The following is a 13,128-nucleotide window of genomic DNA, read 5'->3' on the forward strand; positions in this document are numbered from 1 at the left end:
AAAAAAACAGTATAAAGAGCGAATGGCAAAATCACAACAGACTTTTAGTAAAATTGAAAAAGAGAAAAAGAAGTTAAAAAAGAGAGAAGAAAAGCAGAAAAAGAAAGAGGAGCGTAAAGCTAATTCTAATAAAGGTAATGGACTGGATAGTATGATTGCTTATGTTGATGAAAATGGATATACTACCGATACTCCTCCGGATCCGACCAAAAAGAAAAAAATCAAAGCAGAGAATATTGAAATCGGAGTTCCTAAAAGAGAAAAGGAAGAATTTGACCCGGTAAGAAAAGGGAAAGTTGCATTTTTTAACGATTCTAAGGGATATGGTTTTATTAATGACGAAGAAACTCAGGAGCGATATTTTGTGCATGTGAATGGCTTGATGCAAGAGGTAAAAGAAAATGATAAAGTATCTTTTGAGCTTGAGCGTGGTCAGAAAGGAATGAATGCGGTTAGAGTAAAAAAAATATAGTTACTATAATAATGTAATGATTTTTTATAATCATATATAAATAATTAAAAGGTCTGCATGTATTGCAGACCTTTTTAATGTTAGATTATTTATTAGCACAAACGATGCTAAACTACTTAGTGTTGTTGGGATACCAGTCTAATTGAATCACTTCTATATCAGGATTTTTAGACACCAGTTCTTTAAACTTTACAACATCACTTAATCCTTCGGTTCCTCGATAATGATACGGATATACTTGCTTAGGTTTAAATTCAAGAACAGCACTCGCGGCACTTTCTACTGTCATAGTATACGGTAAATTCATGCATACAAATGCCATATCTATGTATTGTAATGCTCTCATTTCAGGAATATCTTCTGTATCTCCCGAAAAATAGAGTCGTTTCTTTCCTAAAGTGATTATGTAACCATTGCCTCTACCTTTATCATGAAATTTTAAAGCCTCTTCTCTTAGATTGTACATAGGGACAGCCTCAATAGATATGCCTTGTACCTCTTTTGTTTCTCCGTTATTAAGAATAATCAGGTGATCTGTATATTGTGCAGGAAGTTTTTCGGCTACTGCCTGGGGTGCAATAATTTCGGCGTTTGATAAATCCAGGCTATCCAAAGTTTCAATATCCATATGGTCGCCATGTATATCTGTGATGAGTACCAGGTCTGCGAGTTTCTTGTCTTTAAAAGCTTTGGCTCCTCCTGCCGGATCTATATAAATAGTTTTCTCTTTCCATTCTAAAATAGTTGTAGCATGGATTATTGGGTCGATAGTAATATCACTTACTGGTTTTTTGGGTATTTCTTGGGGAGTTTCGGTAATAGTTTCATTGCTTTCTTCGGTATCTTCATTTTTTTGCGATTTACAGTTCAAAAAAATAAGACATACCAAGGTAATGAATACGGGGGAAAGTTTCATGAGATGGTGATTTTTGTGATTAATTAGATCTAAAAGATAAGAATAATGGACGAGATAGGTGAAATAGGTAGTGTTATACTGAGTAGATAAAGTAATTGCTATAGGTTAGTTTTTATGTAATATAGTGTAACAGAGTGTAAAGCAAAGAAGGTGGGAATATACTATTGATTACATATTGGTAACTTCTCTTTTAGCTTTTTTTTGTTTTTAGAGATTTTGGGCTAGTTATCTATCCATAATTTAATCGCCATAGCAATAACCATGATGATCAAAAATACTTTAACCAAACCATCACCTTTTTTAACAGACCATCTGCTAGCTATCCATCCACCCGTGGCGTTTCCTATAGCAAGAACAAAACCATAGAGGTAATCGATCTGATTATTATACGCAAAAATGGCTAATGCTCCAATGGTATAAATAAAAACAACCAATACTTTGACAGCATTTGATGTAACAAGGTTTAAGTAATTTATAGAGGTTAATGCTAATAAGATAAATATCCCTACACCTGCCTGAATAAACCCACCGTAGACTCCAATAAAGAAAAAAGCGAGAATGGATATCCAAAGATGTTTGCTATGTGTTCTTTCTATTACATTTTGAAGGTCTACTTTAGGTTTAAAAACCATAAAAAGGACTACGATAACCATTACAATTGCAAGGATTTTATTAAATGTATCCCCTTTGATATCAATTGCAATCTGGGCTCCAATCAATGATCCAACAAGAGCGGATATTCCCAGATAAATTCCAAAAGAACCTGGTTTGATTCCTTTGCTTCTAAAACCAGCAATCGAAGAGATAGATTGAATAAAAACCCCTATACGATTTGTGCCATTAGCAACGGCAGGAGGGAGTCCCATAAAAATTAACATAGGTAAGGTAAGTAAAGAACCACCGCCAGCTATAGTGTTAATTACTCCTGCTATAAACCCAATAATTGCTAAAATGAAAAGAAGTAATGTTTCGTTCATAGAGTTTTTTGAAAAAATACTAAGAAAAAGTAAACTATGTTGGCGTCAAAAATAGGAAAATCTCTATAATGAGTCTGGCAAAAATTAATTATTTCTATTAAGATAGGATGAATTAAAATTTAAATAGATGAATTATAAATTCTTTTGGTATAACTTCTTAAACTGTTGTAGATTTACCTAATAAATCAAAAACCTTCAGCAACGTTAAAAAGTTATATAAAATAATTCCGTTTCTTCAGATTTTTAAGGATAAAAAGTATAATAGCTCTTTCTTTAAAGCAGATTGTATTGCTGGTATCACTGTAGGAGTTATCCTTATACCACAAGCGATTGCTTATGCATTGCTTATGGGAGTGCCTCCGATTTATGGTTTATATGCATGCTTGATTCCTTTATTGCTTTATGCTTTTTTTGGAACATCCAGGCAGCTAAGTATAGGACCGGTAGCTGTTACTGCAATTTTAGTAATGAGCGGGGTGAGCCAACTTGCAGATCCATTTACAGAGAAGTTTGTAGAATTGGTTTTGTTTACCGGTTTCTTGATTGGAGTACTACAGATTATTATGAGTGCGTTACGTATGGGGTTTTTGGTAAATCTAATTTCCCAACCTGTAATTTCGGGATTTATCTCTGCAGCAGCGATAATTATCATTATTTCTCAATTGGATCAAGGATTGGGGATTAGCATTCCAGATTTTAAATACACGCATCAGACAATTTGGTATGCTATTAGCCACTTTTCTGAAGTAAATTGGATTACACTAGGGATTTGTTTGTGCTCTATTGTGGTTATTAATTTACTTAAAAAATGGAAACGGTCGTTTCCGGGTGCCCTTACCGTGCTTGTGATTACAACTTTTGTAGCCTATATTTTTGACTTAAATGCAAAAGGATTGTCGATTATAAAAGATGTGCCCAGTGGGCTTCCTTTTTTTAGTATTCCAAATATGGATTATGATACAATGGTTGCGCTTATTCCATCAGTATTGACTGTCACTTTTATTGGGTATGTTGGAAGTATTGGGATTGCTAAATCTATAGAAATGAAAAACAGGGATCACATTATACGCCCTAATCAAGAATTATTTGCTCTAGGAATCGCTAAAGTGATTGGTGCTTTTTTTCAGGCGGTACCTTCTTCTGGAAGTTATAGCAGAACAGCAATTAATGACGAGGCAGGAGGGAAGACTACTGTATCATCTATTATAGCTGCGCTAATGGTGATATTTTCTTTGTTGTTTCTCACGACATTTTTTTATTATATCCCAAAAGCAACTCTTGCGGCAATTATATTAGTTTCTGTATTTGGATTGATTAATTTTAATGAAGCAAAATATTTGTTTCGACTTAGGAGACGAGATTTTATTGTAATGATTATTACCTTTTTTGGAACATTGATTTTTGGAGTAGAAAACGGAATCTTTATCGGGGTGATATTGTCGTTTGTTTTTCTACAGTATTACAGTGCTCGCCCTCATATTGCCGAATTGGTAAACATACCAGGTACCAAATATTACAGAAATATCAATAGATTTCCAGATGCAACACAATCAGATGCATATTTAATTATTAGGTTTGATAATCAATTATATTTTGGTAATTCAAGTTATTTTAAAGATACTATCCTGGCCTATGTTTCTGATCGTAAACCATTACCAGAGTTTCTAATCCTTGATAATACAAATATGCATGATATAGATAGTACAGGTCTTCATGTGCTAGATGATATCCAGCAATACCTTGATGATATAGGAATTCAATTGTTAATGGTAGGTACAATAGGTCCAGTTCGAGATTTTCTAAAACGATCTGGTTTTACAGATAGATTAGGTGCGACCTATTATTATTTGACAATCTCTGATGCAGTAGATCATGCAGAAAACCAAACTGCTGAACATAAAGAAATCCACGAAGCAGCAGTACAATTTAATAAGAAAAGAAAGTCTTTTTTAGATTAAGGTTACTTTCTAATCCTCTTCGTATAAGTGCAATTTTAACCCCATACCATAGTTGGTGTTGTTATTTTTGATCAAGTTATTGTTTTTGCTATATCCTCTGTCAAAACGTTGCCAGGTTCTGTTTTTAAAAAATACCCTTCTGGTAAAAGTTTTGTAACTACTTATTTTGTCTGTGAACGGAAGTAAGGGTCTAAAAGTAGTAGATACTTTAACTATACCTTTTCGAGTTTCAATTTCACTGTACTTTTTTGTTTGCTGTAGTTTTCCATTTTTATCTGTATAACCTAATACTTGTATAGAAACAAAAATCCCTTCTTTTGGGATAAAGACTTTATGTTCTGAAACGTTCAGTTCAAAATTAGATTTATCTTTATTAGTTACCATAAATATAATATCCTCATATGACAGTCTTTTCCCTGGATATCCATTGTTATTGCCATAAAACTGCATCTTGAACAAAGTAGAAAAAGATTGTTTTTTGTTAGAATTCCGGTTTGAAGATTCAGTTTTAATAGGTAGGTATACTGAAGCGATTTTGGTGGACTTCTCAGAGCTTTTAGGAAAGAAAACTGCAATTTCAGACTCTACTGTAGGAAGCCAGCTTTTAAAATAATCATTATGTACTTCTGAAGCTAATTTCCTGGTTTTATATTTTCTTTTCTTTTCTGCTGTAATATATACCTCTTTAAGTTCTGCAATATCCTGGACTAAAAGTATTTTTTTGGGTAAGGCAGCGGTAGAGAGTGCTAACTCTTTATATCCAATGGATGATACATATAAAGAATCTATATCAGAATACCATTTTTTTGAGAATTGGAAATTTCCATCAGCATCAGCAAATGTACCACTTCCATTCCTGAAAGAAATTGTAGCATATGATATAGGTGTATTTTGTACAGAATCAAGTACAGTATAGGTCTGTGAATAGACAATTTGTGCTAAAAAAAGCAGTAGTAGGTGAGACAGCTTTTTCATTGGTAATGGGGATTAGAAAAACTAAAGTAATGAAATATATTTATAATAGAACGATTATCGTGCCAAAGAGCTATGATTATAATTAAAATTATTTTCAATCATAACCATGTATTATAATTAATTATTTGATAATCAATTAATTGTGATATTTTATTAAACAATTACTCCAACTACTTTATTTAACCCACATCTTTCAATAAAACCATTGGTAAATACGTTCATGGATTCAGAATCTAGTAAGTCGTTACGAGTATCAAGCCAATGTTGTACGGTGGCAGTACCATACATATTTTGAATACGCTGAAAATTGAGATTAAAATTTATTTTCCCCCAATGTAAGGTGTATGGAATATTGATAGCTTCTAATCGGTTCCATACTTTTTCATAGAATTTTCGGGTTATATCTGCATCTACACCATCTAATTCTAGTACACATGTTTTGGCAAATTTTGTAAAGCCTAATAGAGCTTCGGTTCCTTTTACGTATCGCAATGATATTCCGCCAGGAAAAGGATCACCATCTTCAATAATCATCATGATTTCTTCGACTACTCGTACACTATCTTTAATATTTATTCCTAGAGCTGCACTGGCAACTTTACCTCTAAATTTGGTATTGCTAAATGTTTCTCCAATGGTTCCTTCCATAGGAGGGATTTCTTTGTAAGCCAGAGGGAATAGTATATTGACTAATTTCGGGACTAATAAAATCGATAACCCCCCCAGGCTATCCATAACTGTTTGTATTAGTCCTAATAAATCATCACCATAGGTTAGCCCCTTATCATCAGGAGTTCTACGGGTATAGTTATCCCTGTATTTGCGTTTGTAGGAGACTTTTAGGAATACACCTTTATTGTTGTTGTCTGGCTCAAAATCATAAGGATTTATAAGTATTTCAAAATGATATAATTCTCGATCAGGAGAATGTTGAGGAAATGGGAGTATGGTGTTAATTGTTGAAAAATCTAATGTTTTCATGGTGTTTTTAAGACCACTATTGTAAGCGATTTTATCTATGCGATGTTCTTCGAGTAGAAATTTGGGCTCTGTTTCTATCATAATACCGTGTATGATTCCAAAACTTCCGAAGCTTACTAAGGCGGCATTAAACATAGTGTCATCTCTTATTAAATCTGCACCTAGCCAATTAATAAACCGATCTGATACTATAGGATTAGAGCTTCGTTCTAACCATATGTGACGATCTCGACCAACGACTAGATGTATTCCAGTTACAAAATCCTGTATTGCTCCTACGTTAAAAGCGGCACCGTGAGTGCCTGTGGATAGTGCGCCTGCTACTGTTTGGCCGTTGCTAGCTCCCGAGGCTTTAATGGAGCGATTGGGGCGTTTTTCTTTTTCTAACTTTGAATTAAGTTGTAATACAGAAACTCCACATTGTACAAAAAATAGATCTTCAGCTAATCCTCCTTTGTTTAAATATTCGTTGCTTATGTTTGGTTTGCTAACCGAAAAACTAAGGCGTAATGATTTAGTGTCTAGGATACCGCCTTCAGAAACAGCTACCTTAGAAAATGACCAGCCGCTTCCCATAGCGCGTAATCTAATGTTGTTATCAATTGCATGTCCTATCAGCCATTGTAGATTTTTGGTGGTGGCTATGTATTTATCAGCTCCTTTGCTTATCGAATCATTATTACGTACTTTAAAAGAAGCGTTTTGTGTTAGTTTTTGTGTGAAATTTTGATGCCTGTTTTCCCATTTCCTTATAGGTAATGTCTCGATGCCTTTTGGTAACGCCATGATTATGTTTTTTAATATTTTATTACAAAATGTCTTTGTTTTTAGATAGTACTGCTGATAGATCAATATCAAAATCCGATATGGATTACCTATGTTTATTGGTATAAGCCAAATAGAAACGATGTATTTAATCTATAATTCATCAATTGGTGGGTCTGGTGGAGCGCATTCCCATTCTATGGTTTGTGGTATAACGATGCCTAGTGTAATTGTAGATAGTAATATATATCCAAGGTTAGTGGTGTTAGTTGCCGAGCTTAAGTGCTTGGATTCGCACTTGGCATCGATATCTTTAGGAGAAACTAATCCCCAGGCGAAACTCCAGGAGGTTTTAGTGTTTTTAACCACAGAGTCACTATCGTGAATACTTATAACTCGTGTAGACATGCAGCTTGTGCAACAAAGAGTTATTGCTAGTACTGCGCTTATACTTTGTAATCGAATAGAATATTTCATTGTCTTAGATTTTAAGACAATCAGACGATATGATAAGAGGGAATCGTTAAGTAGGTTAAAAATAATAATATTTTAAATGATATGAAAGGGGGATTTACCTGTTTTTATAATGATAAATATTAAAAAATTAGTTTTAATGAATGATGATAATGTTTGAAGCTAAAAATATTTAATTAAAGTATAATATTATATACTTTATGATTTATGATCAATATTAGGTATATTATAGTATACTTTATTATATTTGATATATTGTTGTGCTAAGGAGTACAATAAATTATACTTAGTTTACGTTTTACATTTTTAATGTATATTATTATATACTTTAATTTAATTTATGTGTGATGAATATTGATAATCTTTCAGACGAACAAATACTAGCAGAACTTACTCAAAGAGTAAAACAACGACGCCTTAATCTTAATATTACTCAGGATGAACTTTCTAAAAGGGCAGGGGTACATGTGCAAACGATTAAGAATTTTGAATCCGGAAAGACGACTACGTTATTAACTTTTATCCAAATACTTCGGGCATTTGGAGATTTAAGCGCGTTAAGCTCTTTATTTCCAGATCCGGGCATAAGTCCCATAGAACTATTAAAACTAAAAGGAAAAGAACGTGAGCGTGCGTCACGTAGCTCTAAAAATCAAAATGAAGATCCATTATGGTAGATGTTATTAAAATTACCCTTTGGGGAGAAGAATTGGGGGCATTGAGTTGGGATAGCAAAAAAAACTTTGCCTCTTTTGAGTTTTTCTCATCATTTCTAAATAAAAATCAGGATGTGTCACCGATACACATGCCGATACGATCTTCTGCAAAAAAAATATATAGCTTTCCTAATCTAAACCAGGAAACCTACCGCGGATTACCAGGAATGTTGTCTGACGTATTGCCCGATGATTTCGGGAATCGCTTAATTGATCAATGGCTAGCTCTTAATAATATCCCAAAATCTAAGTTTACCCCACTAGATCGCTTGTGTTATATCGGTACTCGTGGTATGGGAGCATTAGAGTTTCAACCTGCAAAACACATAGGACAAGCTCAAACTACTACCCTCGAAGTAGATAAACTAGCACACCTGGCAGAAAAAATACTTAATACACGAGAAAAACTAGAACTAAATCTTTCTGAAACAGAACATCTTAATGAATTGATTAAAGTAGGAACTTCTGCTGGAGGGCAACGGGCTAAAGCCATAATCGCTTATAATTCCATAACAAATGAGATTCGATCGGGCCAAGCTATAGCTCCTCACGGATTTGAACACTATATTTTTAAGTTTGATGGAGTAAATGATACTACTCTTGGAGATCCACAAGGGTATGGAAGGATCGAATATGCATATTACTTAATGGCATTGGATTGTGGTATTAATATGGAAAAATCTTTGCTTTTTGAAGAGCATGATAGAGCTCATTTTATGACCAGACGCTTTGATCGCCATAGTAATAACGAAAAAATACATATGCAAACCTTGTGTTCGATAGCACATTTTGATTATAAATCTCCAGGAGCACACTCTTATGAAAATGCATTCGAAGTAATGAGACAATTACGATTACCACATAGTGATGCTATACAATTGTATAAAAGAATGGTATTTAATGTCATTGCCCGTAATCAGGATGATCATACTAAGAATATTTCTTTTTTGATGGATAAACGTGGAGTTTGGAGACTTTCTCCTGCTTATGATGTGACTTATTCGTACAATCCAGAAGGGATCTGGACCAGTATGCATCAGATGTCAATCAATGGTAAACGGGATAATTTTACACTACAGGACCTGATTGCTGTAGGAGAGAAGATTAGCTACAAAAATCATAAGGAGGCAATACAGCAAGTTGTTGATGTTGTTTCTAATTGGGATCATTATGTTCAGAAAACAGGAATTCCAAAATTACAGGGTGATCGATTAGCGAAGCCATTTAGGTTGCACCTTTGATTTTTTAATTAAATACATGAAAAAAGCTATATACTTTATGCTTCTTAGCGCTGTGTCTTTTACAGCAATGAACTTACTTGTTAAGTATTTAGCACACTTTGGAGGAGCACAGCTGGTATTTTTTAGAGCGTTTGGCTCTTTATTTTTTACAATGAGTTATTTGTTATGGCATGAGATTCCAATATTGGGTAACCAAAAAAGATTAATGATTTATAGAGGCCTTGCAGGAGTGACCTCGATGGGATTATTCTTTATATCGGTTAATTATCTTCCTATTGGTTCTGCTGTATCCTTACGATATTTATCACCAATATTTGCCACTATTTTTGCTGTACTTTTTCTTAGAGAACAAGTAAAACCAATACAATGGTTGTTCTTTTTGATGGCTTTTAGTGGAGTTTTGATGATCAAAGGTTTTGATCCCAATGTTGATTCTTTTGGCCTGCTGTTAGTACTGGGTTCTGCAGTATTTAGTGGAGTAGTATATGTACTTATCAATAAAATTGGTCATGGTGATCATCCCGTTGTGATCGTTAACTATTTCATGTGGATTTCTGTTACTATAGGAGGTGTTCTTTCCATTTTCAATTGGACCACACCAAAAGGAGTAGAGTGGCTACTATTGCTTAGCCTAGGAATTTTTGGATATTTCGGACAATTATTTATGACCAAAGCATTTCAATCTCAGGCAACGAATAAGGTGGTATCCCTAAAATACGTCGAAGTTATTTTTACGATGATTGCAGGGGTATTTTGGTTTACTGATATATATCCAATCCTAAGTATTATAGGAACCTTATTAGTGATCATTGGATTAATTCTTAATATTTGGTACCGTAAACGTTAACCTGATTTATGTTTTAGGCATAGCCATAAGGCTCGAAAGTCTCAAGACATAGTAGGTTTCTAATACATAAATCGGGTTAGTATTACGAGTGTTTGAAAGATTTCAATTATGAAAAGTCTTCTCTAAGATAAAACATGAGTTTTCTCTTATCTGTAAAACTTTTGATAGTGATAATATCACCTGTAATTTTATTATAAATTACTTCAACAAACAATAAATCTACGTAGTAAATAGAATAGTAAAAATCACGATTTTGGTCATTTATTGTAAAGAGGTGAATGCCTCGATCCCAGAGGTCTTTGTATTTGATATCTAATTGTCGAGCATTAAACTCTTGTTCAAGGGTAATTCTGCGCATAAGCTATTAATTTTAATATGAGGCGTGATAAAACTACGGAAAAACCGTAACATATGCAAGTGAAAATTGTACAATGTGTTGAAAAACAATAAAATGCATGTATGGGATGACCCTTTCTTAAGAATATATTTGGTTATAGAACATTAGGGTTTTAAATAGCTTTATGGCTAATATTAGCTAGTATTATCTTTTCGCAAAGAGAATAGGGGTAAGTATTGTATATAGCATACCACAAAATCTTTATTTAGCCCTGTTTTTGTCTTGTGTAAGAAAAATCTTTTGTTGAAATACAATAAATCCTACATGAAAATGTGCTATTGCAGGTTTTTGTTTCTTTTGGCCCGAATTTACTAATAAAGAAGTCATTTAATAGAAAGCGGCCCCCTTTGGTTAACTACTCCAATAGAGGGCCTAAATTGAAACATAATCGGTATTTAACACAAACTCAACTTATACTAATTATGAAGTTTCAACTTTACTTTTTACTAGTTCAAATATATCTTAGTTTTATAAATTCTGTCATGTTTATTCATAAAAAAATTAACATTTAACCAGTTAATAACAATGTAATGTTAATTAATTGTTAACCAGTTATTTGAATGTACCTGTATGTGATTGAATCTATTCGATTGCATTTGTTTTCGGAATTCCTTTCTAGGTTTGTTCTACCCTTTTTATGGGGTAGCCATAATAAAGAAAATAAAAAACGTCAAATCGATACAGATTGCGTTTTCAATTCAGAGAAAAACAAAACTAATTATAGAGTATTAACATTCTTTTAAAGTTTATTGATGGTGGGGAAGGAGCGGGTACTAAATTTACGTATTAAGAGTTTTCATCATTATATAAACAGGTTTATACTTGTCTCTTGTTTCCTACACCAATATTTGAAAATTCTTAGATGATACTTCCAGAACTACAAAAAATATGTTGAGTAAATCCCACTAACCGATCAATGATTTAATATATGATACCTTTTGTCTTTCAAAATTTATCTAATAATATCATGTCACAAAACTAAAACCAGTATCTAAACCTCACAAGAGGTGCATTACAGAAGGCTAATGAATAGACAAGGTTTTGTATTATATTTTTAAAGAATTACTTCTCAATTTTATTAATCTCTATAATACGGTGTGTACTACTGGTATCTCCATACGAATTTCCGTTGGTAGCAATAAAGATACGTCCCTGAGGAGAAACCGCAATATCTCTAAGACGGCCGAATTTACCATTAAAAAACACTTCTTCCTGGGTAATTGCAGTTCCATCGCTATTTAAAGTAAGCGCAATTATTCTTTGATCCTTTAAAACGGTCATCAATAATTTATTGGTCCATTCAGGAATTTTATCACTGGTATAGTATATCAGGTCAGAGGGAGCAATAGTGGGTGTCCATTCAAAAATGGATTCAATAACCTCTGTACTTGCTGCAAAAGCCTGTTCGTTGGGAGTATCGATTTTACCTTTTACATCGGGCCAGCCATAATTTTTGCCAGACTGTATGATATTTATTTCATCATCAGAACTAGGTCCATGTTCAGAGCTATACAGCTTGCCATTAGGATGCAATACCAGTCCTTGTGCATTTCTATGCCCTAAACTATAGACATAACTGTTTGTGAAAGGGTTGTCAGAGGGAATAGTGCCATCTAGATTTAATCTTAGAACTTTACCTCCCAAAGAATTCATGTCTTGAGAAAGATTGGTATTACCAGCATCACCAGTAGTCATAATTAGATGCATACTCGGAGTGATCAACAAACGAGAACCATCGTGATTAGAGTTGGCAGGGATTTGGTCTATAAGTATGGTTTCATTGGTTAATGTATTATTTGCATATGTAAACTGAACCAATCGTTCCAATAAACCACTTCCTCCATTATATGTGTATACAACGTATACATATGGATTTGTATCAAAATTGGGATGAAGTACCATTCCCAATAATCCACTTTCACCTACTTGTGATACGTTAGGAATAGTAAATATCAGTTGTTGTTCTCCACTGTCGGGATTTATCCTGCTAATTTTTCCATTACGTTCGGTGACCCATAAGAAATTATCAGGACCCCAAATTAGCTCCCAGGGAACACTTAAGGTTTCTACTAATACTTTTGTTGCTTCTACAGGTTCACCAGTATCAGGATTTGTAGTATCATCATCTCCTGAACAAAACCATAACAAAAATGAAATTAGTACAACACTTGCTAATTTTGATATTCGCTTCATAATATTTCTTTTTAAGTCAACAACTGAATCTTGTATAAGATGATGATTGTCAGTAATTTGTGTGATAATTGATAGTTGTGATTTCATCTATCAATTATTTTATATGTTCTTATGAGAAAACAACATAACCAACTTTATTCTCAAAAGCCAATTACTTTCTCTTAATTATACAACGGTTAACTTACACGATACCCTACTTTTTTTTGTTTTTTTTAA

At 33.5% G+C, this 13,128-nt stretch carries 12 protein-coding genes; 5 read left to right on the plus strand and 7 right to left on the minus strand.

Translation table 11 applies throughout. From position 1 onward, the window contains the following. The first annotated feature begins 22 nt into the window (after positions 1 to 22). Complete coding sequence (locus DG435_RS00865; RefSeq protein ID WP_106793023.1) at positions 23 to 472, plus strand: cold-shock protein; 450 nt, start codon at positions 23 to 25, stop codon at positions 470 to 472. A gap of 112 nt (positions 473 to 584) precedes the next feature. Here DG435_RS00865 and DG435_RS00870 read toward each other — a convergent pair whose 3' ends face one another. Together DG435_RS00870 and DG435_RS00875 are read right to left on the minus strand one after the other, a co-directional pair. Further along, positions 585 to 1,388 carry an MBL fold metallo-hydrolase gene (locus tag DG435_RS00870; protein WP_106793024.1) on the minus strand — a complete coding sequence of 268 codons (804 nt, stop codon included), beginning with the start codon at positions 1,386 to 1,388 and terminating at the stop codon, positions 585 to 587. A 221-nt stretch (positions 1,389 to 1,609) separates the two neighbouring features. Continuing rightward, positions 1,610 to 2,365 carry a sulfite exporter TauE/SafE family protein gene (locus DG435_RS00875; protein WP_106793025.1) on the minus strand — a complete coding sequence of 252 codons (756 nt, stop codon included), beginning with the start codon at positions 2,363 to 2,365 and terminating at the stop codon, positions 1,610 to 1,612. A gap of 239 nt (positions 2,366 to 2,604) precedes the next feature. Here DG435_RS00875 and DG435_RS00880 point away from each other — a divergent pair, with 239 nt between their 5' ends. Continuing rightward, positions 2,605 to 4,323 (plus strand): SulP family inorganic anion transporter, encoded by a 1,719-nt coding sequence (locus tag DG435_RS00880; RefSeq protein WP_255409733.1) that lies wholly within the window; start codon positions 2,605 to 2,607, stop codon positions 4,321 to 4,323. A 9-nt stretch (positions 4,324 to 4,332) separates the two neighbouring features. On the opposite strand, the gene DG435_RS00885 is transcribed toward DG435_RS00880, so the two are convergent. The 3 genes from DG435_RS00885 to DG435_RS00895 form a co-directional block, all read right to left on the minus strand. Next, entirely contained in the window at positions 4,333 to 5,298 is a 966-nt protein-coding gene (locus DG435_RS00885; RefSeq protein WP_234387112.1) for a carboxypeptidase-like regulatory domain-containing protein, read from the minus strand. A gap of 153 nt (positions 5,299 to 5,451) precedes the next feature. Beyond that, complete coding sequence (locus tag DG435_RS00890; RefSeq protein WP_106793027.1) at positions 5,452 to 7,065, minus strand: FAD-binding protein; 1,614 nt, start codon at positions 7,063 to 7,065, stop codon at positions 5,452 to 5,454. Positions 7,066 to 7,197: 132 nt separating this feature from the next. Continuing rightward, entirely contained in the window at positions 7,198 to 7,521 is a 324-nt protein-coding gene (locus DG435_RS00895) for a hypothetical protein (RefSeq protein WP_159025610.1), read from the minus strand. A 344-nt stretch (positions 7,522 to 7,865) separates the two neighbouring features. Between DG435_RS00895 and DG435_RS00900 the strand changes: the two genes are divergently transcribed. The 3 genes from DG435_RS00900 to DG435_RS00910 are packed head-to-tail and all read left to right on the plus strand — an operon-like array spanning position 7,866 to position 10,322. Then, on the plus strand, positions 7,866 to 8,195 hold the full coding sequence (locus DG435_RS00900; RefSeq protein ID WP_106793029.1) for a helix-turn-helix transcriptional regulator: 330 nt from the start codon (positions 7,866 to 7,868) through the stop codon (positions 8,193 to 8,195). Continuing rightward, the gene (locus tag DG435_RS00905; protein WP_106793030.1) at positions 8,189 to 9,475 is read left to right on the plus strand and encodes a type II toxin-antitoxin system HipA family toxin; all 1,287 of its coding nucleotides are present in this window, start codon (positions 8,189 to 8,191) and stop codon (positions 9,473 to 9,475) included. The genes DG435_RS00900 and DG435_RS00905 overlap by 7 nt, the downstream gene beginning before the upstream one ends. A 16-nt stretch (positions 9,476 to 9,491) precedes the next feature. Next, positions 9,492 to 10,322 carry a DMT family transporter gene (locus DG435_RS00910; RefSeq protein ID WP_234387113.1) on the plus strand — a complete coding sequence of 277 codons (831 nt, stop codon included), beginning with the start codon at positions 9,492 to 9,494 and terminating at the stop codon, positions 10,320 to 10,322. Between the two features lie 106 nt (positions 10,323 to 10,428). On the opposite strand, the gene DG435_RS00915 is transcribed toward DG435_RS00910, so the two are convergent. Both DG435_RS00915 and DG435_RS00920 read right to left on the minus strand, forming a co-directional pair. Further along, positions 10,429 to 10,680 (minus strand): hypothetical protein, encoded by a 252-nt coding sequence (locus DG435_RS00915; protein WP_106793031.1) that lies wholly within the window; start codon positions 10,678 to 10,680, stop codon positions 10,429 to 10,431. Between the two features lie 1,101 nt (positions 10,681 to 11,781). Further along, positions 11,782 to 12,999: a sorbosone dehydrogenase family protein gene (locus DG435_RS00920; RefSeq protein ID WP_199852703.1), complete on the minus strand. Its 1,218-nt coding sequence runs from the start codon at positions 12,997 to 12,999 to the stop codon at positions 11,782 to 11,784. Positions 13,000 to 13,128: the final 129 nt, after the last annotated feature.

The sequence above is a fragment of the Aquimarina sp. Aq78 genome, assembly GCF_900299525.1.
Lineage (GTDB): Bacteria > Bacteroidota > Bacteroidia > Flavobacteriales > Flavobacteriaceae > Aquimarina.